At 60.4% G+C, this 24,207-nt stretch carries 22 protein-coding genes and 3 pseudogenes; 9 read left to right on the forward strand and 16 right to left on the reverse strand.

Going from position 1 to position 24,207, the window contains the following annotated elements:
• The first annotated feature begins 39 nt into the window (after nt 1–39).
• A complete protein-coding gene (locus LPU83_RS65460; protein WP_024317142.1) occupies nt 40–978 on the forward strand; it encodes an ABC transporter substrate-binding protein in 939 nt (312 codons plus the stop codon).
• A 76-nt stretch (nt 979–1,054) separates the two neighbouring features.
• Nucleotides 1,055–1,954 carry a sugar phosphate isomerase/epimerase family protein gene (locus LPU83_RS65465; RefSeq protein ID WP_024317141.1) on the forward strand — a complete coding sequence of 300 codons (900 nt, stop codon included), beginning with the start codon at nt 1,055–1,057 and terminating at the stop codon, nt 1,952–1,954.
• Nucleotides 1,955–2,275: 321 nt separating this feature from the next.
• On the opposite strand, the pseudogene LPU83_RS65470 reads toward LPU83_RS65465, so the two are convergent.
• A pseudogene (locus tag LPU83_RS65470) lies at nt 2,276–2,479 on the reverse strand (IS110 family transposase); the annotation flags it as partial.
• 211 nt (nt 2,480–2,690) lie between these two features.
• Between LPU83_RS65470 and LPU83_RS65475 the strand changes: the two are divergent.
• Nucleotides 2,691–3,401 carry a cysteine hydrolase family protein gene (locus LPU83_RS65475; RefSeq protein ID WP_024317139.1) on the forward strand — a complete coding sequence of 237 codons (711 nt, stop codon included), beginning with the start codon at nt 2,691–2,693 and terminating at the stop codon, nt 3,399–3,401.
• A gap of 58 nt (nt 3,402–3,459) precedes the next feature.
• Here LPU83_RS65475 and LPU83_RS65480 read toward each other — a convergent pair whose 3' ends face one another.
• On the reverse strand, nt 3,460–3,960 hold the full coding sequence (locus LPU83_RS65480) for a GNAT family N-acetyltransferase (protein WP_024317138.1): 501 nt from the start codon (nt 3,958–3,960) through the stop codon (nt 3,460–3,462).
• Nucleotides 3,961–4,016: 56 nt separating this feature from the next.
• Nucleotides 4,017–4,352, reverse strand: coding sequence for an ATP-binding domain-containing protein (locus LPU83_RS65485; RefSeq protein WP_024317137.1), 336 nt, complete (start codon nt 4,350–4,352; stop codon nt 4,017–4,019).
• Between the two features lie 113 nt (nt 4,353–4,465).
• Between LPU83_RS65485 and LPU83_RS65490 the strand changes: the two genes are divergently transcribed.
• Complete coding sequence (locus LPU83_RS65490) at nt 4,466–4,975, forward strand: DEAD/DEAH box helicase family protein (RefSeq protein ID WP_040680880.1); 510 nt, start codon at nt 4,466–4,468, stop codon at nt 4,973–4,975.
• Between the two features lie 351 nt (nt 4,976–5,326).
• Here the strand turns inward: LPU83_RS65490 and LPU83_RS65495 are convergent, their stop codons facing one another.
• From LPU83_RS65495 to LPU83_RS74695, 3 genes and pseudogenes are all read right to left on the reverse strand, one after another.
• Nucleotides 5,327–6,535, reverse strand: coding sequence for an MFS transporter (locus LPU83_RS65495; RefSeq protein WP_024319146.1), 1,209 nt, complete (start codon nt 6,533–6,535; stop codon nt 5,327–5,329).
• 59 nt (nt 6,536–6,594) lie between these two features.
• Nucleotides 6,595–7,575 carry an AraC family transcriptional regulator gene (locus LPU83_RS65500; RefSeq protein ID WP_024319145.1) on the reverse strand — a complete coding sequence of 327 codons (981 nt, stop codon included), beginning with the start codon at nt 7,573–7,575 and terminating at the stop codon, nt 6,595–6,597.
• Between the two features lie 444 nt (nt 7,576–8,019).
• Nucleotides 8,020–8,369 (reverse strand): annotated as a pseudogene (locus tag LPU83_RS74695) (hypothetical protein).
• 258 nt (nt 8,370–8,627) lie between these two features.
• On the opposite strand from LPU83_RS74695, the gene LPU83_RS65510 reads away from it, so the two are divergent.
• The 3 genes from LPU83_RS65510 to LPU83_RS65520 all read left to right on the forward strand — a co-directional run bounded on the left by LPU83_RS65510 (nt 8,628) and on the right by LPU83_RS65520 (nt 10,190).
• Nucleotides 8,628–8,984, forward strand: coding sequence for an ArsR/SmtB family transcription factor (locus tag LPU83_RS65510; RefSeq protein WP_024319144.1), 357 nt, complete (start codon nt 8,628–8,630; stop codon nt 8,982–8,984).
• Nucleotides 8,968–9,471: an SRPBCC family protein gene (locus LPU83_RS65515; RefSeq protein WP_024319143.1), complete on the forward strand. Its 504-nt coding sequence runs from the start codon at nt 8,968–8,970 to the stop codon at nt 9,469–9,471. Before LPU83_RS65510 ends, LPU83_RS65515 begins: the two co-directional genes overlap by 17 nt.
• Nucleotides 9,472–9,680: 209 nt before the next feature.
• Nucleotides 9,681–10,190 carry a DEAD/DEAH box helicase family protein gene (locus LPU83_RS65520; RefSeq protein WP_040680883.1) on the forward strand — a complete coding sequence of 170 codons (510 nt, stop codon included), beginning with the start codon at nt 9,681–9,683 and terminating at the stop codon, nt 10,188–10,190.
• Between the two features lie 446 nt (nt 10,191–10,636).
• Here LPU83_RS65520 and LPU83_RS65525 read toward each other — a convergent pair whose 3' ends face one another.
• From LPU83_RS65525 to LPU83_RS65555, 7 genes and pseudogenes are all read right to left on the reverse strand, one after another.
• A complete protein-coding gene (locus LPU83_RS65525; protein ID WP_040680885.1) occupies nt 10,637–11,830 on the reverse strand; it encodes an IS91 family transposase in 1,194 nt (397 codons plus the stop codon).
• A 3-nt stretch (nt 11,831–11,833) separates the two neighbouring features.
• Complete coding sequence (locus LPU83_RS65530; RefSeq protein ID WP_040680778.1) at nt 11,834–12,739, reverse strand: tyrosine-type recombinase/integrase; 906 nt, start codon at nt 12,737–12,739, stop codon at nt 11,834–11,836.
• A 283-nt stretch (nt 12,740–13,022) separates the two neighbouring features.
• Nucleotides 13,023–13,521 (reverse strand): annotated as a pseudogene (locus LPU83_RS65535) (P-loop nucleotide/nucleoside kinase family protein).
• A 342-nt stretch (nt 13,522–13,863) separates the two neighbouring features.
• On the reverse strand, nt 13,864–15,423 hold the full coding sequence (locus LPU83_RS65540; RefSeq protein ID WP_024318451.1) for a gamma-glutamyltransferase family protein: 1,560 nt from the start codon (nt 15,421–15,423) through the stop codon (nt 13,864–13,866).
• A gap of 72 nt (nt 15,424–15,495) precedes the next feature.
• Nucleotides 15,496–16,977, reverse strand: coding sequence for an FGGY-family carbohydrate kinase (locus LPU83_RS65545; RefSeq protein WP_024318452.1), 1,482 nt, complete (start codon nt 16,975–16,977; stop codon nt 15,496–15,498).
• A gap of 15 nt (nt 16,978–16,992) precedes the next feature.
• Nucleotides 16,993–17,793, reverse strand: a complete 801-nt coding sequence (locus tag LPU83_RS65550; RefSeq protein ID WP_024318453.1) for a BtpA/SgcQ family protein — start codon at nt 17,791–17,793, stop codon at nt 16,993–16,995.
• A 68-nt stretch (nt 17,794–17,861) separates the two neighbouring features.
• Nucleotides 17,862–18,713 (reverse strand): DeoR/GlpR family DNA-binding transcription regulator, encoded by an 852-nt coding sequence (locus LPU83_RS65555; RefSeq protein ID WP_024318454.1) that lies wholly within the window; start codon nt 18,711–18,713, stop codon nt 17,862–17,864.
• A 163-nt stretch (nt 18,714–18,876) separates the two neighbouring features.
• Here LPU83_RS65555 and LPU83_RS65560 point away from each other — a divergent pair, with 163 nt between their 5' ends.
• Both LPU83_RS65560 and LPU83_RS65565 read left to right on the forward strand, forming a co-directional pair.
• Entirely contained in the window at nt 18,877–19,662 is a 786-nt protein-coding gene (locus LPU83_RS65560; RefSeq protein ID WP_024318455.1) for an SDR family NAD(P)-dependent oxidoreductase, read from the forward strand.
• A 46-nt stretch (nt 19,663–19,708) separates the two neighbouring features.
• Nucleotides 19,709–20,857 carry an ABC transporter ATP-binding protein gene (locus tag LPU83_RS65565; RefSeq protein ID WP_024318456.1) on the forward strand — a complete coding sequence of 383 codons (1,149 nt, stop codon included), beginning with the start codon at nt 19,709–19,711 and terminating at the stop codon, nt 20,855–20,857.
• A gap of 13 nt (nt 20,858–20,870) precedes the next feature.
• Here LPU83_RS65565 and LPU83_RS65570 read toward each other — a convergent pair whose 3' ends face one another.
• The 3 genes from LPU83_RS65570 to LPU83_RS65580 form a co-directional block, all read right to left on the reverse strand.
• Nucleotides 20,871–21,689, reverse strand: coding sequence for a carbohydrate ABC transporter permease (locus LPU83_RS65570; protein ID WP_024318457.1), 819 nt, complete (start codon nt 21,687–21,689; stop codon nt 20,871–20,873).
• Nucleotides 21,686–22,627 (reverse strand): carbohydrate ABC transporter permease, encoded by a 942-nt coding sequence (locus LPU83_RS65575; protein WP_024318458.1) that lies wholly within the window; start codon nt 22,625–22,627, stop codon nt 21,686–21,688. Before LPU83_RS65575 ends, LPU83_RS65570 begins: the two co-directional genes overlap by 4 nt.
• 152 nt (nt 22,628–22,779) lie before the next feature.
• Nucleotides 22,780–24,066 (reverse strand): ABC transporter substrate-binding protein, encoded by a 1,287-nt coding sequence (locus LPU83_RS65580; RefSeq protein ID WP_024318459.1) that lies wholly within the window; start codon nt 24,064–24,066, stop codon nt 22,780–22,782.
• Nucleotides 24,067–24,207 lie beyond the last annotated feature (141 nt).

Genomic DNA, 24,207 nt, shown 5'->3' on the forward strand with positions numbered 1-24,207 from the left:
CGGATAACAAGGCGCAGGAGGCGCCCAATGGAGGAAAGAATGCGCATGATTTCGAAACTGCTCGCCGCCAGCGCGCTGGCTGCATCGATCGCAATGCCGGCGGCTGCAAAGGACCTCGAAAAGATCGGCATTTCCGTCGGCCTTCTCGGCAACCCCTTCTTCGTCGCCACCATCAAGGGCATCGAGGACCGCGCCAAGGAAATCAATCCGAACGTTCAGGTAACCTCGGTTTCCGCGGACTATGACCTCAACAAGCAGGTATCGCAGATCGACAGCTTCATCGCTGCCGGTGTCGACATTATCATGCTGAACGCAGTCGACGCCAAGGCGATCGCTCCAGCCGTCAAGAAGGCACAGGCTGCCGGTGTTATCGTTGCCGCATTCGACGTTTCCGCACCGGGTGCCGACGTCACCGTCATGACTAACAACGTGAAGGCCGGCGAGGAAGCCTGCCAGTACATCGTTGATCAGCTGAAGGGCAAGGGCAACGTGATCATCATCAACGGACCGGCATCGTCGTCGATCATCGACCGCGTTCAGGGATGCAAGAATGTTCTCGGCAAGAGCCCTGATATCAAGATCCTCTCGGACGATCAGAACGGCCAGGGCTCGCGCGACGGCGGCCTTGCGGTCATGCAGGGGCTTCTAACCCGCTTCGACAAGATTGACGCGATCTTCGCGATCAACGACCCGACCGGTATCGGCGCTGAACTGGCGGCAAAGCAGTTGAACCGTAACGAGTTCATCATCACTGCCGTCGATGGCGCCCCTGATATCGAAAAGTCTCTCGCCAGCGGCAAGTCGATGATCAAGGCCTCGGCCTCCCAGGACCCCTACGTCATGGCAGGTGACTCGCTCAAGATGGCTGTCGACGTGCTGAACGGCAAGAAGCCTGCCGAAAACACCGTTCTGTTGGATCCGAAGCTGATCACGGCCGACAACATCAAGGACTACAAGGGCTGGACTGCAGCTCGCTAAGGTCTCCTCCCGCGCGGCCCGCCGATGCCTCTGTGCTCGGCGGGTCGTGATCTCAAGCAATCAGGAATACGGTCTTATGTCCAAAATCGGCGTCCACTCCTTCGTCTGGAGCGCCGGCTCCTCGAAAGACGAGCTGGCGAGAACTCTTGAACGCTCCCGCGAGCTTGGCTTCAAGCTTGTCGAATTCTCGTATCTCGATCCAAAACAGGTCGACGTGAAATGGCTCGCCTCGCGTATCGAACAACTCGACCTGGATGTCGCGATCAGCATGGGGCTGCCGGCGGAAGGGGATATCTCCAGTGACGATGCATCCGTCGTCGCCAACGGTGTCGATATTCTCGACCGTGCGGTTGCCCTCGTCAGGGACCTCGGCGGATCGAAGCTTGCAGGTATCCTGAGTTCCGCACATGGGAAGCAGGAGAACGCGCTGACCAAAAAGGCCTGGGACACAAGCGTAAGGACGCTGTCGAAAGTCGCGGAACGTGCGAAGTCGGCTGGCGTTACCTTGAACCTGGAGATCGTCAATCGCTTCGAGAGCAACATGCTCAATACCGCCGCCCAGGGTCTTGCCTACATCAAGGACACAGGCGCCTCGAACGTCTTTCTTCACCTCGACACATTCCACATGAACATCGAGGAGGCCGACGTGGGTCTGGCGATTCGCAATGCTGCGGACAAGATCGGCTACGTTCACATCGGTGAAAGCCACCGTGGCTACCTCGGTACGGGGAACATCGATTTTGTCGCGATCTTTGACGCCCTCATATCAATTGGATGGGATGACTTTGTCACATTTGAGTCATTCTCCACCACAATCGTCGACAAGGACCTGTCGTTAAAAACGGCGATCTGGAGGAACCTCTGGAGCGACAATGTTGCACTTGCCGAGCATGCGCGGCGGTTCATGGAGCTCGGGTTGGAGACGGCGCGTCTAAAAGCGCAGCTCGTAACCAACGCTCACTTGCCAATGGTGTAAACGGCTTTCCTTCGGCAACGGGGAATAGCGGAGGAAGCAGCGCGCACTCCGGAGTGGGACGCGGCACGTTGAATGCTGGCCAAATCCATTGTCATTGAAATCTATGCGGCTTGCTCTGAATCCGCGCTTGGGAGATGGACGGTCGTCTCGTTAATTAAGCGCACTTATCTAGGCTTGATGCTTATTTAAAGGCGCTCGCTCCAACTGACCGGACTAATTTTCCGACACATGATCGGTTTGAAGGTCATTTGAAATATCACCTTTGGCGGCGTCGGGGGAACAGCCCGGGTTCATGGCGACTTGTCTCAAGCTGCATCCTTACCCCGTGGGACCCGCCTCATAGCAAAAGTGAAGCTTGGCTCCGCGCTTGGAAAGCTTATTGACCATTGATGCCACCGACGCCGGCTCCGAGGAGATGTCGCCTAAAAACCGTACCTCGCCGTTGCGTGCTCCGTCAGCAATCGCCACCGAAATCTTCAACTTCGACGTATCCAAGCCGATGAAAATTACGCTATCCTCTTTCATGGTTCGCCCTCGCTAAGCATGGGGCAAGGCTCCGGCCTATCCAGAGCAACCCCCGATTTTAGCTTAACGCGGGGGCGGGCCACCTTCACCAAGCGAACATACGGTCTAGGTCCAAACACCCGTCTGTGGCTTTAAGACTGCTTGGTGTGAAGTCGTTGACGCGCAAGTAAAGGACGGTGATCATCCTTGCATCGTACGAGGATTCGCCGAGATGGATTCTGATCAGGGCAGAGCAATTGTGCCGAATGTTTCCGGTCCACGCCCAAAGCTCCACAATTGGATGATTGAGGAGCGTGAGTATGACCGGCAGGAGCAGAGACGTGGGCGACGGTATGCATATGAATCTGTCGACGCCCGCCGCACGGCCCTGATCGTAATCGATATGGTCCCGTTTTTCGTTGAGGAAAGCGGCTACTGCAGAGGGATACTGCCCAACGTCATTCGCCTCGGAGACGCCCTTCGCAGCGCTGGTGGCACCGTGGCGTGGGTTGTTCCGGGCTCCGATCAACCTCACCCAGACCTCACACGGGAGTTCTTTGGCGAAGAGGTAACCGAAGTATTCAGGACGTCAGGCGGCGCTGGCCCGATATCGGGGAGAGTGTGGGCTGGCCTGTCACCGCAAGCGGAAGACCTGTATTTCGAGAAGTCCGCCTATAGCGCGTTTTTCCCTGGCTCTTCAGACCTGCCTGCGGCCCTTGGCGCTCGCGGAATCGACACGGTCATCATCACCGGAACCGTGACGAACATCTGCTGTGAGTCCTCGGCCCGAGACGCCTACGCCAGCGGGTTCCGGGTAGTTTTCGTAGCTGACGGGACGGCTGCAAGGCGCGATCAGGACCACAACGCAGCACTTCACAATATCTATCGGAGCTTTGGCGATGTGCGGCCGACAGATGAAGTTATCAGTCTTTTATCCACCTAAGTGGAGGCTGTGGTTGGCGGGACCGATCTCGGGGCCGTCGAGACCTATTTCCCCGATTTCATCTCACGTCCAAGCGCATCAATATTTCATCATGGAATGTGTCGCCGACCTTGAGGGCCTCCGCTTCCAGGGCCCAACGTTTAAAGCCCGCTGATTCATACAACTTGATAGCCGGATCGTTGTTTGCTTCTACGCAAAGCCGAAGCGATCTTACTGATGGTCCAAATTCCGCTACTGCCGCGTTGAGTAACTGCCGAGCCAAACCTTTTCCCCGCGCAGCCGGGCTCACGTACATTCCCCAGATGGACCCAATGTGTTGCGTCTTCTGGCCTTTGGAGCGGGAGATGCCTATGGTCCCTACGATCATTTCCCCTTCGGATATACCGCCGATGACATGTCCGTTTTCGAGCCGTTCGGCAAAGCGAGATTCGGGCTGATCCTGCTCTTCCTCCCAAGAGGCTCCAAACGCCTCGGGATGCTCGCGAAGTGCCCGGAGGCGGACTTGCCTGAATGCCGACGCGTCATCACTGCGGAGGCGGCGTAATGCGAAGCGTTCCAATACAATCCCCAATTCAAATATATCTGATTATAAAACCAAGGAACATAATCATGCACTTAAACATCAAACTCAAGACCGTGTCCTCTGGCTAGGCTCGCTGGAGCCGCCGCGACTATCTCGTTGATGACATCGATGTCGCCGACGAGAACGACGGTTTCTATGCCGCGTGTTATCGCGGTGTAGAGCATGGTTCGGTCCAGCAGCTTCGACCGGACGACGGGGATTATGACCCGCTTGAACGCCGATCCCTGAGCCTTGTGGACGCTGATCGCCCAGCCGTGGGTGAGCTTCTCAAGGTCGGCCGTAGTGATCACATCTTCAGCGCCGTCGTCGAACCGTACCCAGGCACCCTTAGAATGAGACTTCGTGACGACGCCCAGGGAGCCGTTCATGAACCCCGCGCAGATCGGATCGCAGTCACCTTGTCAACGACAGGTTTCCCGTCAGCGGTGAGCTGAGGGGCCTTGTCTTCTCACCACATTGAAGGCCATGATAAACGGCGCCTATGGGAATCAAAAACTATCTGATCGAAGGCGGTTCCGGCACTGGAAAAACATCGGTCGCTACCGAACTGGAGCGGCGGGGCTACCATGTCGTCCATGGTGACCGGGTCTTGGCCTACGTCGGCGACCCCGAGACAGGCCAGGCACTCGCAGGACCGCCCGAAGGCGCGGACCGCATCGTTTGGGGATACGCGCACTGGATCTGGCCTGTCGACAAGGTCCACGCTATTGCTGCCGACACCACACATCCTGCCACCTTCTTCTGTGGCGGCTCGCGCAATGTCCACAAATTCCTGGACCTATTCGACAAGGTTTTCGTACTCGACATCGACGTAGAGACGTTGAACCGACGATTAGATGGGCGGCCGAATGAGCCGGGCTTCGAGCCGGCCGAGCGGGCGTTGGTACTCCGCTACCATCATACCCGGGAATATCTTCCCGTCGGCATCAATATCGACACGGCGGGTACCGTCCCAAGTGTCGTCGACGATATCCTCGCTCAACTCACCTGACGCCCTGAAAGTATTGAGAATGGGATGGAAAGCACTCGATTATTGTGGGAACGCTAGCCGCCTGAACGGCTCACAGGCGGCATTATCGCTTTCGTAGTCGACCGGCAGCTCTTAGAACGACAAACCGGTGTCTTAACGATCGACATGAGGCGCACACCGGCCGTGCTAGTCGTGAGCGCCGATCTTCCACGCCGCTTAATCGAGATTGTTGTTGTCGCGGTCATCGGCGATCGGGCGGTGCTTCCTCGCCGGAACGAGAAAGCACCGCCATGTCACGGATTTAGCCTCACCCGACACTCCGGCCACTTGAGACCTCGCCTCTTCTGCTCACCTTGGCCGGAGCTCCAAGAGTCAGCTGCGGGGCTGAAGCAACGCCAGAACGATAGTCGATGCCGCTAAGACGGCTGTAAATGTCAATGGCGCTGAGGCACCATAGTGATCGACCACATAGCCGCCGAATAGCGCACCGATGCTGATGGCGACCTGGAACGAAACGACCATCAGGCTGCCAGCAGCCTCCAAGGCGTCCGCTGCGCCCCGGGACAAGTTGGTAGGCAGTACCACCGGAGCCATCCCAAAAGCGAAACCCCAAAGTGTAACCAGGGCAAACGCGATGCCGCTATGTGCACCCCAGAGTACGAGAGCAAGCGCCGAAAACGCCATCAATACGCCGGTGACAGCGAGCGCCATGCGGATATTTGCGTCTGCCAGTCGGCCGCCGGCGACATTGCCGATCACAGCGGCGATGCCAAACCCGAGGAGCGCCAAGGCAATCGGCCCGGTGCCAAGGAGCGTCACTTGTTCGAGGAAGGGTCGCACGTAGACCGAGCCGGCAAAATGTCCCGTCATCAGCAAGAGGATGGCAAGCATTCCAAGTTGAACAGTGCGCCGTTTCGTCAGCCGGAAGACGTCGGAAAGACTATTGCTTGTGCTTGCGGGTAGCGTCGGCAAGCTGAGTATCTGCAGCAGCATCGCAATCGCTGCGAGCCCTGCAGTCATGGCCGTGGCGGCACGCCAGCCGAGCCAATCGCTAATCAAAGCACCCATAGATGGTGCAGCTATGGTGGCAAGAGAGACGCCGAGGGTGACTATAGCCATACCCCGACCTGTCGCATTGGTGCCAACCAATCTCGCCACGACGGCAACTGAAAGCGCCCAGAAACCACTGAGCGCGATGCCCAGCCCGGCTCGGCCCAACAACAATAGCCAAAAATCCGTCGCGAGCGCGGCCACGAGATTGGAGCCGATAGCCAAGGCACTTAGGCCAACCAGGACAGTCTTCCGGTTCAGTTTGCCGATGAGAACATTGCTCAACAAGGCCGTCACCGCGCCAACAGACGCGGTGGCGGTGACAACCTGACCGGCGGTTCCCTCGCTGACGCCAAGGTCACGCGCCATTGGCGTCAACAGACCTGCCGGCAGGAATTCAGCCGACACCAGCGCAAAGCTTGTGGCTGCCATTGAAATAACGGCAAACCAGGTCGTGGGGCTCCATGTACTCGGGACGGTAGAATCGAGGCCAATCGCGGGGCCGTCAAGCTGTGATGTTGTGTCCGTCATTGAAGTACCTCCAAGGTTTGGAGGTCTTAATAGCGGAGTCTAACAGGATGATATGTGTCCTAAAGTCCGAATTCTATGTCCGTTCGTCCGGAAATGGTGCGGCGCACAACGCCAGGTGAAACGCTGGTGATGCGCTTGAAGGCGCGAGCGAAAGAAGCTTCAGATTCATAGCCCAGTTGAGAAGCGACCTCGGCAACCGACATGTTTTGACCGAGCAACTCTCGTGCAAGCTGCATGCGCAGACGGGCGAGATACCGTGCCGCGCCTTCCCCTAAGATGGCGCTGAAGCGTTCCGCGAAGATCGAGCGCGATTGACCTGCCACGCCAGCAAGGGTCTCAAGCGTCCAGTCATGGCCGGGATCTCGGTGCATGGCTGCCAGCGCACGACCGATATGAGGATCACGGATCGCGGCGAGCCAGCCGCTGGTCGAGGCTCCGCTGCAATTGACCCAGCAGCGAATAAGCCGCGCGACGAGTACGTCCGCCATGCGTGACAAGACCGTGGCGCTGCCTATCTGGGGCTGCGACGCCTCTGCCGTCATGGCGGCGAGGAGGGGGCCGACGATCGGATCATTGCCAGCAACATCACAACCCTTGATGATCGGTGGCATCAGAGCGATCAACGGGTTGAGGGCATTCGCACCCAAAGCCATGGAACCGCAGAACAAGGTGCTCGTCGCTCCTGTTCCTTCCTGCACCACTTCGCAGACATTGCCCCCCAACTTGGTGACCTGGCAGCTCTTAAGCGAGTCCCCGACAACATCAGGCTTACTGGCCAGTCGGTGTTCGACACCTTGTGGCAACAACACCAGATCGCCGTCTTGCAACTCCTGCCATCCTTGGGCTTCGGTATGGATCCAGCATGGCCCCTCACTGACGAAATGAAAGCGAAGCAGCTGTTGCTGCGGAAAGGCGATGCTCCATGGATGACGTAGCTCGCAGCGGCCGTAGTTGACTCCACTCAGGCGAAAGTCCTGTAGAACTTCGCTTAGTGCGTCCGTAGGAATTTGCGTCGGAGACTGGGATGAACGATCAAGCATTGGGATAATTTATATGCCGACCGTCCGGACTGCAAGTAAGGCATCTGTGTCATGGCCGGCTCTGAGGTCATCAATGGGAATGGGAGCAACTGACCCTCTCCGCGACGCCTGAAGCTGAGGGACCGGATGTATTGGTGGTCCTCGGAAGTAGGGACCAGTTCTTTTCCCGCCCGTCAGTCCTGTATCCCCATGTGAAAATAGCAGTTCTCGAAGGAGAAACGCACATGGCAATCCTCTCGTCATTTCTGGATAGCCGACCATAACGCTTATCCTCGACGAGCCCTTTCATCTGTTCCCTGCGCCAAAAGAAAGGCCGGTTCCGGGAACGTCGATCTGTACCGCGAATGACCGCAGTGAGGGCGCATAGCCGCTCGATAGGACTGCGAGAATCCAGAATGCTTTCCCCAAGCAGCTTGGCCCCGCACGCAGCGGGGCCGCACATTGTCAAATCTCTGTATGCTCCGCCAGTTCCAGCGCATCCTCGATGTCCACGCCCAGGTACCTAACCGTTTCTCGATCTTGGTATGTCCAAGCAGGATCTGGATTGCACGAAGATTGCCCGTCGCTTCGGTGACGAGGGTTCCGATCTTGATCTTAACCGGATCGCAGCCTTGTAGCTTACTGTCGATTGCGAGATCGAACAGCGCCCGGTCTCGCATGCGCCCCTCCCTAGCGAGGAAGAAACGAATTGCCCAAATCTGGCGCCGCTTCAGGGGCTTCTTTACGCCGACCTTCCGGCCGACGTTCCATGCCGGTCGACCGAGTGCAGCAGGATCGTATTGCGCGGTACCCATTTGAGTTCTCCTTCGGCCACCATTGGCCGTCGGAAAAACGTGCGAACGCAAGGAGCGACGGGGCCGTAGCCGGCGGACTGCTTTCGGGGAGCAGGCGCTGAAAGCTGACATTCGTTCATTAGCGGCTCGAAGGTCCGCTTGACCCGCAGCAGACGATTTTGCTGCCCGCCGCGGTGCATGACCTCGAATGACCAGTCTACGGCAGGAAAGTTCGGGACGCTTGCGCTTTCTGCGCGAGCGGGTTACATGCTGAACTAGATGGTTCAGTATTTAAGTCCTCCCCTCGATCTCTCGTTTGCGGCGCTGTCCGATGCGACCCGCCGCGGGATCATCGATCAGCTTGGGCGAGGGGATGCGTCGATCACCAGTCTCGCGGATGAGTTCCAGATGACGCTGACCGGCATGAAGAAGCACGTCCAGGTTCTCGAGCGTGCGGGGCTCGTCGTCACGCAGAAGGTCGGACGGGTGAGAACATGCAAGCTTGGGAAACGCGGCCTCAAGGCGGAGGCCGAGTGGATCGAGGCGCATCGCAAGCTCTTCGAGGCTCGCTTCGAAGCATTGGACGAAATCATCAGCGAAATGAAACAGGCGGGAAGCCATGACTCAGCAAGTTAACAGTGCAGGTGGTGCGCAGAACCGCACGTCAGTCGAGCGCAGAGGGGATCGCGAACTCGTCGTAACGCGGACATTCAATGCGCCGCTGAGCACGGTTTACAGGGCGTGGAGCCAGCCTGAGCTGTTCCAGCGCTGGTGGGTGCCAAAATCGGTGTCCGGCGTTTCGCTCGTATCGTGCGATATGGACGTCCGTACCGGCGGCAAATATCGGCTGGAATTTGCCGCCACGGGTTCGGACACCATGGCCTTCTATGGCAAGTATCTCGAGGTGGTGCCGAACGAGCGCATCGTCTGGACCAACGACGAGGGCGAAGAGGGCGCGATCACGACCGTGACCTTCGAGGACCAAGGCGGGAGGACACTAGTGAATTTCCACGAAGTCTATCCGTCCAAGGAGGCGCTTGAGGAAGCACTACAGGGCTCGGCGGCCGCATTGCCGGAGCAGTTGGATCAGCTCGACGAATTGCTTTCCAGCATAGGCGAGTAGCGCGGGTCGGGAAACTCGCCTCGGGGGAACGTCTGCTCTTGGGAAGTGACCCCACCGGCCTTTCTGGCCGGAGCGTGGGCGCGTATCCGCCAGACATTCGCCGCTAATTCGAAAAGTGCCGAAATACCTTGATCAGGTCAGCTCGTTGGCGGAGCGTTCCCAGGTAGAGTGTCTTCTCACCAGATTGAAGGCCATGATAAACGGCGCCTATGGGAATCAAAAACTATCTGATCGAAGGCGGTTCCGGCACTGGAAAAACATCGGTCGCTACCGAACTGGAGCGGCGGGGCTACCATGTCGTCCATGGTGACCGGGTCTTGGCCTACGTCGGCGACCCCGAGACAGGCCAGGCACTCGCAGGACCGCCCGAAGGCGCGGACCGCATCGTTTGGGGATACGCGCACTGGATCTGGCCTGTCGACAAGGTCCACGCTATTGCTGCCGACACCACATATCCTGCCACCTTCTTCTGTGGCGGCTCGCGCAATGTCCACAAATTCCTGGACCTATTCGACAAGGTTTTCGTACTCGACATCGACGTAGAGACGTTGAACCGACGATTAGATGGGCGGCCGAATGAGCCGGGCTTCGAGCCGGCCGAGCGGGCGTTGGTACTCCGCTACCATCATACCCGGGAATATCTTCCCGTCGGCATCAATATCGACACGGCGGGTACCGTCCCAAGTGTCGTCGACGATATCCTCGCTCAACTCACCTGACGCCCTGAAAGTATTGAGAATGGGATGGGGAGCACTCGATTATTGTGGGAACGCTAGCCGTCTGAACGGCTCACAGGCGGCATTATCGCTTTCGTAGTCGACCGGCAGCTCTCAGAACGACAAACCGGTGTCTTAACGACCGACATGGTGAAGGGTTTCGGGTGCCGTCAGGCGTACGAAAGCCTCTCATGCAGGAACCCGCGGTCGGCATTCCGTGAGCTATGGGGTTTTGTGTATCGGATCTTCCGGCGGGCCGCTGCTCGCAGCGTCGCTTGTCGGTCCCAGCGGGTGAAGATTGGTGTTTTCGGGTGTGACGGCCGAGAGTTTCGTGGTGATTGGGAGAGCGTTTGGCCGGTTGGAAGCCAGCGCCATTCGGACTGGCGCAGGCCCTCCCGTTGGCCGGCTCTGTTTTGAGTGGACCATATGAATGGATCTGCCATGCCGGGTCATGACGCACTCTCCCGGTTCGTTGTTGCCTTATCTGGCGGTCCGCGCGGTTGCCGCCAGCGTTCGAACACCTTGACGACGATCATACGTCCGCCGCAGCATGGGCATGGCGGGCGGATATCGTTCGGCTCATCGGTTGCGTCGTCAGCGGGCGGCGGGACAGCGTTCAGGAGTTCGCGGGCGCGAGCGATGCTGATCTTTCGGGAGCTGCCGGCGAGCAGACCGTAATGCCGGATGCGGTGGAACCCGCGCGGCAGGACATGGAGCAGGAAGCGGCGAATGAACTCGACGGTCGCGAGCGTCATGATTTGCTGCCGGTCGCGGCCGTCGCGGCGGTAGTCCTTGTAGCGGAAGGTGACACCGGTCTCGTCGAACGAGATCAGACGACTGTTCGAGATGGCCACCCGGTGCGTATATCGTGACAGATAGGCAAGAACCGCCTCAGGTCCCGCGAAGGGCGGCTTGGCATAAACGACCCAACGCTTCTTTCGCACCGGCGACAGGTACCGTACGAATGCCCGACGGTCAGTGAGATGCGCAGCCGAACCGAAGAAGCCGAGCCGCCCGGCATCGTGGAGTTGGAGCAGTCTCGTGAGGAACAAGCGCCGGAAGAGCTTGCCTAGCACACGCACCGGCAAGAGGAATGCAGGACGTGACGATATCCAGCGTGACCCATCAAGGGAGATGCCGCCGCTTGGCACGATCATGTGAACATGGGGATGATGGGTCATGGCCGATCCCCATGTGTGCAGCACGGCGGTCATGCCGATGCGCGCGCCGAGATGCTTCGGATCGGCGGCGATCGTCAGCATCGTTTCCGATGCGGCCTTGAACAGAAGGTCGTAGACGAGCGCCTTGTTGTAGAAGGCGATCGCGGCGATCTCGGCAGGCAGCGTGAAGACGACATGGAAGTATCCGACCGGCAAGAGATCAGCCTCGCGCTCGGCGAGCCATGTGCGTGCGGCGGCGCCCTGGCACTTCGGGCAATGCCGGTTCCGGCAGGAATTGTAGGCAATGCGCCACTCTCCGCAATCCTCGCAGGCCTCGACATGGCCGCCCAATGCAGCGGTGCGGCAGTGCTCGACCGCCGACATCACTTTGAACTGGGCCAAGCTGAGGTGTCCCCCATGGGCTTTCCGATAGGTCGGCCCGGCAACACGGAAGATATCGGCGACCTCAATCGAGGTGCGCATGGCTCAGCCGTCGGGCGTTTTGCCTTCCATCAGCGCCATCAGCCGGTCGAGGGGCCCTGCGACCGCGTGAATAGTCCGGGTGGAGACCTTCGCATAGAGCGCGGTCGTCTCCAGCTTGCTATGTCCGAGCAGAACCTGGATGACGCGGATATCGGTGCCATCCTCCAGAAGGTGGGTGGCAAAGCTGTGCCGTAGGGTATGCGGGCTGACGCGCTTGTGGATGCCGGCGACCTCCGCAGCTTCCTGAACCGCGCGATGCAGTTGCCGCGACGAGATCGGGTCGGTGCGACTGCGCCCCGGAAACAGCCAGCCATGAGGCAGCATCACGCCGCGCCGCTTTCCTTCGCGCCACCACAGTCGCAGCAGTTCAAGGAGTTGCGGAGAAAGCAGGGCATTGCGATCCTTGCGTCCCTTGCCTTGTTCAACGCGGATCAGCATGCGCGTCGAGTCGATGTCATCGACCTTGAGATGCGCGACCTCGGAGACGCGCAAGCCCGCGCCATAGGCCACGCCAAGCGCCGCTTTGTATTTGATGCCTGGCGCCGCCTCGAGCAACCGCGCAGCTTCCTCCATGCTCAGCACATCGGGTAGCTTGCGTGGATTGCGGGTTATCACCAGCGCTCGCGCCAGATCCCGCCGCTTTAGCGTCACCGCAAACAGAAAGCGTAGCGCCGAAACCGTGCCGTTGATCGTGGCCGGACCCACACCGTTCTCATGCTGATACAACTGGAAATGTCGTATGTCCTCGACCATTGCGGTGTCAGGGGTACGCCCAAGAAACGTGGCGAAGCGCCGGACATGACGGATGTAGTCCTGCTGAGTGTGGGATCCCAACCCTCGCATCACCATGTCTTCCTGCATGCGCTGGCGAAGCGGGGTGGTCGGGGCATCATTGGAGAAGCTGGCCATTGAACGTTCCTCTCGTTGAAGGGAACTCAATGGTCAGGCAACACCAACAGCCTGCCCAGAACTTCAGATAATCACACCAACCTCACCGCGCACGCCCTCCCGCGAAGCGGGTTCGTGCTCGAGGCGCAAAGCAGTCGGACCCCTCGCGACCCCAAAGCAGACCTTCGCAGCATGAGCACGACGGCCAGAAAGCTGCTATAAATAATTGCGCTGTCATCTTACGCGAAATCAACGAGCTGGTCCGGACTACCGCAGATTGAGAATACCCTGGCGCTGTGGCGTTTCATGTAAGGGCGGTGATGGCTGGATGGATTTGTCGATCGTAAAGGGCCAACTCCTCGGCGGTTGGCGGCTCGAACAGCTTCGACCACCTAAGCAGGTCCGCCCGCGAGATGTCGAACGTGCCGACTGGAAGCTCGGCGTTTCGCCGGGAGACCCGGTCCCAAAGCTCGTCAAAGGGAACGTCGAGGACGCAGAGGACGACGCGGGCACCAGTTGCGCGAGCTTCCTCCCGGCAGGTTTCGCGTTCTGCCCGTGACCACACTCCCCAATCCACGACAACGTTACACTGAAGCCTGAGGGCACGCAGAGCGATCTGCCATTGTAGGGTCTCGACCCGACCTCGGCACGGACCAGTTTCGGCTTCTGGCGTAGAGATGCCGGGGTAAAGCTTGTGCATCCAGTCGTCTCCGGTCAGCCGGAGGGCAGATGCTTCGTATTATCTCGGCGAGCGACGTCTTCCCCGAACCGGGAAGACCGCAAGTGAGGTAGAGCGTGGGCATTGGAAAATCTCTGATTCTGGCTTGGCAAGTGGAACTGGCCCCGCGGTGTCGTGCGGGACTGCGCTTCGCTCAATGCCGCAAGGCGCGGCCAATCAGAGGTGTGTTGCCATAGTCTATCTTGTAGGACCGCTCTGCTCGGGGGTCAAGACGGACGCATGGGTGAGCTGACAGATGAGGTCGTCTAACCCATTGGCTGCTTTGTGGTACCTCCAATGCGGAGAACATCGCCGATCTGCGAGGAGTACGATGCTCCGGAAGGGTCTTCAGCGGTCCGTCTGATCAACTATTAGCTTTTTCCCGCTTCCGTGCGTTTGAAGGCGTCTCGCTGCGTAACCCCATAACTCATGCTCCGGAAGAGATCCCGATCGCCAGTCCGTCGCCACGTGGATCATGTGCGCCGGTCGCCATGCCGTCCTCGTCGATAACGATCACACCTGCCTGCCCTGCAAGCGGGCTCTGCGCCTCGATCGGTGACAGTGCGTGGCCTCGTGCGGCCAGTTCGGCAAGCACTGCTTCGCCGGCATCGCTTTCTAGCTTGAGGCTGTCACGGCTGTCGGAAAAGGTCTTGCCGAGGAGAAAGCGTGGACCGGCCAGCGCTGCTGCTGGTTCTTCGTCGAAGTCAATCAGCCGGGTCAGCAGCATTGCCAGCGTCTGCGGCTGGCCGTCTGCGCCTTGCGTGCCGTAGAGCAGCGCAGGCTTGCCGTTGCGCAGGCCGAGGCCGGGATTCAAAGTATAGAAAGGCCGCTTGCCGGGTGCGATGGCATTGACATGCTTGGGATCCGACGAAAAGGCAGCCCCGCGGTTCTGCCACAGAATACCCGTATCGCCGACCACCACGCCGCTGCCCCAGTCGAAATAGGTGCTCTGCAAGACGCTGACGCTGCCGCCCTCTGCGTCGGTGGCGGCGAAGAACACGGTGTCGCCGCTGCGAAAGAGTGCTGGCCATTCGAGTGCCCGCACGGGATCGATGGAGGCCGCCACCTGCGCGAGATGCTGCGCGCTCAGCCATTCCTCCACGGGCTGCGGCGCGACATCGGGATCGGCAATACCGCCGCGGTCGAGGAAGGCGCGTTTGACGGCTTCCACGCAGAGGTGCAGATGGTCAGCGCTGCCGGCCGTATGGACGGCGAGATCGAAATGAGCAAGAATGCCCATGATCCCCAGTGTCGACAGACCCTGTGTTGGTGGGGGCGGCGCAAGCAGTTCCAAACCGCGATAGGAGAGGCTGATCGGCGCCACTTCGCGTGTTCGGGTCGCCTTGAGATCGTCGGCAGTCAGCGGAGAACCCGCCGCCTGCAGCCCTGCCGCAATGCTCGTCCCGAGCTCGCCGTCGTAGAAGGAGCGCGGCCCGTCGCCGGCAATCAGCGAAAGTGACCGCGCCAGATTCCTCTGCCGAAACAGACTTTTTGTTTCCAGCGCCGCGCCATCCGGCATGAAGAGCGCGGCAAAACCCGGCCAGCCGGCCGCCTCCTCTTGCCGGAAGGCAAGCCAGAAGCTCTGCGAGCGCGTGATCGGAAAGCCCTGTTCAGCGTGGCGGATCGCATCGGCAAGCAAGGCAGGAAAACCGATCTTTCCACCCCAGTGCTGCGCGGAATACTCATGCGCGTGCCGCCACGCATCGACGGCGCAGGCCGAGGTCAGCGCCGAAAGCGGCCCGCGCAGCGGAATGCTGCCGTCGAAATCCGGCAATTTCTGCGCCGCCTGGCCGATGCCAAGAAAACATGTCTTCCGCCCGATACGATCGGCAACGATCCAGACGGAGTCGCCGCCAAGTCCGCAGAAATGCGGATAGACGACGGCAATCGTGCTGCCGATGGCGATCGCAGCCTCCAGCGCATTGCCCCCGGCCCGCAGGATCGCCGCGCCTGCCTCGCTCGCCAGCGCATGCGGGCTTGTTACCATACCACCGCGTCCGGCCACCTGCTTTTTAGAATCCCGATCCGTCAGTGTCATCGCGATCAAATCCCACTCGGTCTATCGCCTATACAGCGCACGATAGGTCCGATAGCCCCGATCATAAACCGCCGCATTGTCGGGGTTGGGCTCGATCCTTTCACCTTGGCCGACAAAGGCGGTCACACCGGACCAATCCTCGGTCAGTCCGGCACCGATTGCCGCCGCCCAGGCGACACCGAGACAGGAGCCGGGATGGCCGGTGAGACCCTGTAGCGGGTGCTGCAGCACGTCGGAAACGATCTGCATCCAGATCCGGCTCTGCGAACCCCCGTCTGAAACGATGAAACGCGTCGTCGGATGACCGATGTCGTTCAGCACGTCGATATGATGGCGCAACGCATAGGCATAGGCTTCCAGCATCGCCCGCCAGAGATGGCCGATATGATGCGACAGCGTCAGCCCGTCAATCAGGCCGCGCGCGCCGGCATCGTGGATCGGCGTCTTCTCGCCGAGGAAGTAAGGCAGGATCGTCAGCCCGTCCGCACCGGGCGTGCATTGCGCGGCCAGCCGGTCGAGAAAGCGGTGCGCGGATATTCCCTCTGCCTTTGCCGCGACCTCTTCGCGTCCGGCGAAGGTGCTGATGAACCAGTTGAGCCCCGAGCCGCCGGTCGACATGCAGCCGTTCGGCATGTAAAGCCCGGGCACCAGGTGATAATCGAGAAACATGCGAGGATCGGGCAGCACGGCATCCGTCGCCGTCAGGATGTCGACGGCACCCCCGAATTTCAGCAGCACGTCGCCCGCCTTGTTGATACCCGCGCCGAAGGCCGAGGCGATCATGTCGGCTGCCCCGCCGATGACGGGCGTTCCGGGTGCAAGCCCAGTCGCCTTGGCGGCGTCGTCGGTCACATGGCCAAGTACCGCATGTGACACCGCTTTCCCAGGAATGGCGCCTCGCCGAACTCTGGCAAGCCCGATCAGTTCGTCGTCGAGCTTGCCGGTATTGATATCGACGAAGCCCGCTTCCAGCGCCCAGTTCTGTTCGATCGCCTTTTCGCCGGTCAGTTTCCAGTTGATGAAATCATAGGACCCCATGACTGTGGCAATGCGCTCGAAAACAGCGGGCTCATGCCGGGCGATCCAGCGAAGCTTCGCTGTCACCAACTGCTGATTGATGCCGTTTCCCGCTCTGCGCAGAAAATCCGCCTCATCCCACTCGGCCTTAAGTTCCTCGACCTCTTCGCCGCAGCGCCCGTCGCTCTGCTGGATGCTGGGCCTCAGCACGTAGCCGGCGTCATCGAGCAGCACGACGGCCGGCAGCATGCCGGTCACGCCGACGGCCGAGATTTCCCCGGCCTCGATCCCGCTCGTTGCAATCAGTTCTCTGGTGATCTCGCAGACATTCGACCACCATTCCGCCGGGTCTTCCTCGGCCCAGCCATGCTGCGGGGAATGAAGCGTCGACGGTCGTGAGGTGAGGCCGAGGACGCGGTTCGGCAGTTCGATCAAGATGCCGATGGTGGAGGTGGTGCCGATATCGAGGCCGAGCGTGATGGACATAGCGGCTCCCTTCACTTAGCGCAGCCTCTCGACGATCTCCATGAAGCGCTTTACCCGGTCGCCGTCGACCGGGTTCCACGTATTGCCGTCCACCTTGAAATGCGTGCCGATGATGACGCCGCTGGCAACGCTCAATATGTCGCGCACATTATCCTTGTTGACGCCGGTATTGGCAAAGACGGGGACATCCTTGACCGTCTCGCAAACGCGCCTGAGGTCCGATTGATCGACGGCCTGTCCGGTGAGTGGTCCCGACACCAGGATGGCATCGGCGAGCGACGAGAACACGGCGCTCTTCGCCCTGAGTTCAATCGGGCGCTGGTCCAGCGAATGGGCAAATTCCGCGTTGATGTTGAAGAGCATCTTCATCTCGCCGCGGCCGAGGCTATGCCGCAACCGTGCCGCCTTGGCGCAATCGGGCTGCCAGATGCCCATGTCGGAGGCGAAGACGCCAGTGAAGATCTCGCGAACGAAGCTTGCACCCGTCACCGCACCGATCGCAACGCTTGCCGAGGGATCCCAGAGATAGTTGACGCCGAACGGCACGGTCAGATGCGGCTTCACCCGCTCGACGATCGTGGTCATTGCCGCCAGCCCTTCCGGCGGCGCCTGGAAGACGTAGGGCCGGTCATTCTCGTTGCCGAACATGATGGCGTCGACACCGCCCGCCTGCAGCTTCTCGACATCGGAAAGCACGTCGTCGACGAGCTTGTTCACACCGCCGGCGGCGTCATAGGCGGGCGAGCCGGGCAGGGCTCCGATATGCGCCATGGCGATGACCGCCTTCTTCTTGACGCCGAAAAAATCGAAGACCATGCGAGAACTCCTGAAGCGGAATCGAGTGGACGGGCATCCGCTGGGGGACGGATGCGTGGAAAAGCAAATCAAAGCAGTGGCTGCTCCTCGGGCGCGATGCGCACCTCGACGCCAGCGGCGGTGAGGGCATCGGCAAGATCGGCCGGCGGCATGGCATCGGTTATCAGCATGTCGAATTGTTGCAGCGGCGCGATATGCACCAGCGACATGCGCTTGAACTTGGTGGAATCGCAAAGCACCACCTTCTGCGTGGCGCGGCGCAGATAGACCCGCTTCATGTCGGTGTCCTCGAAGGAATAGTCGTAAATTCCCTGCTCCGTAATCCCGGACACGCCGAGGAAGGCGATGTCGAACCAAAGCTCCTCGAATTGCGTGACGGCCGATTGGCTGCTGATCGCCATTTCCTCGCCACGCATGCGCCCGCCCGGCAGGTAGACCTCGCCAAAGCCGGCGCCGAGTTGCATGGCGTTGCGCACGCTGTTGGTGAAGATCTTCGTGTGCGGCTGGTTGAGCAGCAGGCCGGAAAGCAGATAGGTCGTGGTGCCGACGTCGAGTGCCAGGGTGCGCGCTCCGGCGGCAACGCCTGCCGCCGCCATCGCGATGGTCCGCTTCGAGGCGGCATTGCGCGTCAGCCGGGATTCGAAAGTCGGCTCCTCGCGGTCGACAGCCTCGTTGGCGATCGGCTCGAAGGCCTTGCCGCTGCGCACCGCGCCGCCATGGGTGCGCACCAGCCTGCCGTCCTTTTCGAGTTCGATCAGGTCGCGGCGGACGGTCATTTCGGACACGGCAAGCTGGGAGGCGACATCGCTGACGGAGACCGCGCCCTTGCGCGCCAGCGTCTCCAGGATGCGCGCATGCCGCACCTGGGCCAGAACCTTCGGTTTTTCCGCTGCGGCGACCATCTGCTGTTCCGCGTCCATGAACCGTTCTCATCCTCCCGCCGTCGTAACTCGTGGCTACGATTGTCTGATTGTTGCTTCCTATGTATCGAATGACTCGAACAAATTCAAACATAAATTTTTCTTGTTGTGTATGATTTTGTTGTTATATGATCGGTGATGTTTCCAGTCGATGAGGGCGAACATGCAGTCTCCGAGCTTTCCAGAACTATCCGGCAAGCGTGCGATCGTAACCGGCGGGGCGACTGGGATAGGGCGCGCGATCGCGACCGCGCTCTCCCGCCAGTCGATCCAGGTGGCGATCTGCGACATCAACCTGGCGGCCGCCGAACAGACGGCGGCCGAGATCGGCAACGGCGCCACTGCCTATGCGATCGACGTTCGCAAGCGCGCCTCCGTCGAGGCGACCTTTTCCGAGGTGGTCGAAAGGACAGGCGGTTACGAGATCCTCTGCGCCAATGCTGGTGTCTCCACGATGCAGCATGCGCTGGAACTGACCGACGAGGAGTGGGACTATAATTTCGACGTCAACATTCGCGGCATCTTTCTGACCAACCAGATTGCCGCCCGGCGCTTTACGAGCACCGGCACCGGCGTCATCGTCAACACCGCCTCGCTCGCCGCAAAGATCGGCGCGCCGCTGCTGGCCCATTATTCCGCCAGCAAGTTTGCCGTGCTCGGCTGGACGCAGGCGCTCGCCCGCGAGCTCGCGCCTTCGGGCATCCGCGTCAACGCCGTCTGCCCCGGTTTCGTCAAGACCGGCATGCAGGAACGCGAGATCGCCTGGGAAGCGAGCCTGCGTGGTGTCACGCCCGAACGCGTCGTTGCGGATTATATCTCCCAGACGCCGCTCGGCCGGCTGGAAACGCCTGAAGATGTGGCCGATGTCGTCGTTTTCCTCTGCTCGAATTCGGCCCGCTTCATGACCGGGCAGGGCGTCAACGTCACCGGCGGCGTTTACACGACCTGATCCGTCAAGGATCTGCAACAGGCCTCCCGTTCAGCAAGGAAAGAGCATGGCTGAAATCGTCTTCGACCAGATCAGCAAGAGCTATGGCGATGGCTATGCGGCGATCCGCAACCTGAACATGACCATCCGCGACAGCGAATTCCTGGTCCTCGTCGGCCCCTCCGGCTGCGGCAAGTCGACGGCGTTGCGTATGATCGCCGGCCTGGAGGAGATCACCGATGGCCGCCTGACGATCAACGGTGCCATCGTCAACGACCTTGCCCCGCGCGATCGCGATATTGCCATGGTCTTCCAGTCCTACGCGCTTTACCCGCATCTGACGGTGGCAGAGAATATCGGCTTCGGCCTTCGCGTCCGCGGCCTCGACAAGGCCGACATCGCCCGCAAGGTGCAGGAGACGGCAAAGCTCCTGGAGCTCGAGGACTATCTCGCCCGCAAGCCCGCCCAACTCTCCGGCGGCCAGCGCCAGCGCGTCGCCATGGGCCGGGCGCTCGCCCGCAGCCCTCAGGCCTTCCTGATGGACGAGCCGCTTTCCAACCTCGATGCTCGCCTGCGCGGCCAGATGCGCGCCGAAATCGCCCGCATGCAGAAGATGTCGGGCATTACCACGGTCTATGTCACCCACGATCAGGTCGAAGCCATGACCATGGGCGATCGCGTCGCCGTCATGAAAAGCGGCGTCCTGCAGCAGCTCGGCACGCCGCGCAGCCTCTACGATCAGCCGGCCAATCTGTTCGTCGCGAGCTTCATGGGCTCGCCGGCGATGAACCTGCTGGCGGCCGATCTCTTCGCGACGGAGAACGGCCCCGAGGCCCGCTTCGGCCAGGCCTCCATCCTTTTCTCGGGCGAGGTGCTCGCCGAGCGGCCGCGCATCGCCTCCGCCGTCGGTTGCGCCGTTGTGCTCGGCATCCGACCGGAAGCATTCCAGCCGGTCGACGCAGGCGGTCTCACTGGAACCGTTGCCTTCGTCGAGGATCTCGGCGCCAACTTGCTCGTTCATGTCGATGTCGAGGCCGCCGACCGGCTGAAGTCGCTTTCGGCCGAAGAGGACGACGTAGCGCTGTCCGCCCCGCGCCTGCGCCTCATCATTGACGGCACCCGCCGCGTCAAGATCGGCGAGCGCCTGTCGCTTGCCGCCGACCCCGCCCGCATTCACGTCTTCGATGCCGCGACCGAAGCGGCGATCAGCGCTTGAGCGCATCGTCTCTTTAGTGAATGCCTTTTGTCAGGCCCTGCACGAAATAACGGTTGAGGAAGAGCACGATCAGTACGATCGGGATCGTCGAAAAATGCGCCAGCGCGCCGAGTGTGCCCCAGGTGATGTCCTTCGTTCCATAGGCTGAAAGCAGCGCCACCGAGATCGGCTTGGAATCGAGCCGGGTGAGAAACATCGGGTAGAGGAAGTCGTTCCAGGAAAACATCAGGCAGAACAGTGTGGAGGCGACGACGCCTGAGCGCACCGCCGGCAGCGCCACGCGCCAGAAGGAGCCGAACAGCGTACATCCATCCGTTAGCGCCGCCTCTTCCAGCTCCTTCGGCAGGCTGCGGAAATAGGAAAACATCATCCAGGTGACGAAGGCCGAATTCAGCATCGCGTTGATGAGGACGACGGCGACCCAGTTGCCGAGCAGCCCGACATCGCGCATCATCAGATAGAAGGGGATCAGCGCCGCCACCGCCGGCACCATGCGGATCGCCATGAAGAAATAGGCAACTGCAATGGCATAGCGGCTGGTCGAGCGTGCCAGCGCATAGCCTGCCGGCACGCCGAGAAGCAGCGACAGGATCACCGAACCGCCGGCGATCAGCAGGCTTGACGATACGAGGCTCCAGACGTCGAACAGGCGGAAGACCGTCGCGAACTGCTCGAGGGTCGGTGTAAAAGTCAGTTTTGGCGGGATCGAGAAGATGTCGCGCGACGGCTTGTAGGCGGTCGATGCCAGCCACAGGAAGGGCAGCAGGAAAAAGGCGAGCATGACAAGGATGAAGGCGCGCTCGCCGATGCGGCTGAGGGTGCGTGTGCTCATCGCCCGTTCGCCTTTCTGTCCGCCTTGCGGATCAACAGGATGAAGCCTGCCGCGATTACGGCGATGCAGATCAGTGTCAGGTTGGAGATCGCCGAGGCGCGGCCGATATTGAAGAATTCCAGCCCCTGCTTCACCGCATGCAGCATCAGCGTGTTGGTCGCGTTGCCCGGCCCGCCGCCCGTCGTCACGTAAACGCTGTCGAAGATGCGGAAGGCATCGATGGTGCGCAGCGTCAGCGCCAGCAGGATCGAAGGCAACATCAGCGGAATGACGATGATTCTCAGCCGCTGCAGCGCCGTTGCCCCATCCACTTCCGATGCCTCGAGAATATCGCCCGGCAGCGCTTTCAGGCCAGCAAGCAGGATCAGCGCCACCAGCGGCGTCCATTCCCATATGTCCACGAAGATAAGGGTCGCCAGCGCCGAACTCGGATTGGCGAAAAGCCCACGCGGATCGGAAAGCCCGAACTCGGCGAGATAATAGCCGACGAGTCCGTAGTCGGCGAGCAGCAGCGCCCGGAAGATCAGTCCGACCACCAGCGGCGTGATCGTCACCGGTATCAGGATCAGCGCCAGGCAGATCCGGTTGAAGCGGTCGTCGCGCCAGAGCGCCAGCGCAATGGCAAAGCCGAGCAGCAGTTCGACAGTCACAGCGCCGACCGTGAAGATGACGGTATTGACGAAGGCCCCGCGTGTCACCGGGTCGGAGAGAAGGTCGACATAGTTGCCGAGGCCGACGAAATGCGTCCGCGCTGGCTTGAGCAAATTATATTCGTAGAGGCTGAACCAGATGCCCTGCGCCAGCGGCCAGACGCCGATGACGAGCACGTAGATGACGGCCGGCAGTGTCATCAGGATGAAGAACAGCCGCCTGCGCTCCAGATAGGGAACGCTCAAGGCCGGGGAGGGCTTCAGCGCGGAAGTGAGGGATAGGGTCACGTCATGTCCATCGGGTTCCTGGTTCGATGCGCGTCCCGGGGATCGAGCCCGGGCTCACCCGATCATGAAGCCCGAGGCGCATCGGATCAATGGTCTCGAAATGGCAGGGCCGCGACATAGGCCGCGGCCCTGGGGAGGAAACCGTTTTGTTCTTAGAAGAGCTTTGCAGCGGCTTCCTGAGCGGCGTCGAGCGCCTTCTTAGGATCGGCATTGCCGACGAGCACGTCGTTGACGGCGGTGCCGAGCAGGTCCTGAATCTCTGGATATTGCGGGATGCGCGGACGATATTCGCCGTCACCATGCTCGAAGGTTTCGGCGATGACAGGCAGGAAGGGGAACTTCTTCAGCAGATCGGGGTCGGTCATCTCGCTCTTGCGCAGGAAGCTGCCGGCGCCCATCATGTTGAATTCCTTGTGCACCGGCGGACTGACCAGCCACTTGATGAAGGCCCAGGCGGCTTCCTTCTGCGTGTCCTTGATGCCGGCGTTGATCGCCATGCCCCAGCCGCCGATCCCATAGACCTTCGGCAGACCGGCGCCGCGGGGCGCCGTCGTGATCGCCACCTTGTCGACGATCTTGGAAATCGACGGATCATAATAGCCGGGCGCGCCGACCGACCATGTCTGCATGGTCGCGGCAATGCCCTGGCGGAAGCTTTCCTCGCGTCCGCCCCAGTCATAATTAACGGCGCCGGGAGGTGCCGCTTTCATGAAGAGGTCCTTATAGACGATCAGGCTCTTGATATTGGCTTCGGAATTCAGCGCCGGCTTGCCGTCGGAGCCGAGGATCGAACCGCCCATCTCGGTATTGTACTGCATCCAATCCTGGGCGACCGCTGGGCCCTTCTGGCCGTTGGCGACGAAGCCATAGGTCTTCTTGCTGGGGTCGGTCAGCTTGTAGGCGGCCTCGACCATTTCCTCCATCGTCGTCGGCGCCTTCAGGCCGGCGGCGTCGAAGAGATCCTTGCGATAGGCAAGCACGTTGGCATAACCGGCAAAGGGAAATGCGACCTGCTTGTCTCCCCAGTGGCCAAGCGCGTTGAGAAGCGTCGGATAGATGTCGTCGAGCTTCAGTTCGGCGGCGTCGCGCTTCATCCACTCGGTGAGATCGACGGTGTATTTGTTTTCTGCATATTGGCCCGCCCAGACGATATCCATCGTCACCAGGTCGTAGCCGCCGGTGCCGCCGACGAAATCGGTCGTGGTCTTGGTCAGCAGCGAGCCGTAATCGAGAATGTCGACCTTGACGTTGGCGCCCGTCTCCTCGGTGAACTTAGGGGCGATGGCAGCCAGAACAGCGGCGAACTGGTCGTTCTGCGAGGCAAGCGTGAGCGTGATGCCCTCATATTTCTTGTCGGCGCCGATGGCGGAGCCCACAAATGCGACCGAGACGAGGCCCGCCATCGCCAATTTCCGTGTGAGACTGTTGAGCGATTTCATGTTTGCTCCCCTTTTTTGATTGGCTTGAGGCACTATACATCAAACAAAATCGCACTCAAGCGCACTTGACAAAAAAGCGCAAACATTAAAAATCACAAATTAGAACATATTCGCGCAGATATGTCCATATTTTGTGCGCGT

Source organism: Rhizobium favelukesii (genome assembly GCF_000577275.2).
In the GTDB taxonomy this organism is placed as follows: Bacteria; Pseudomonadota; Alphaproteobacteria; order Rhizobiales; family Rhizobiaceae; genus Rhizobium; species Rhizobium favelukesii.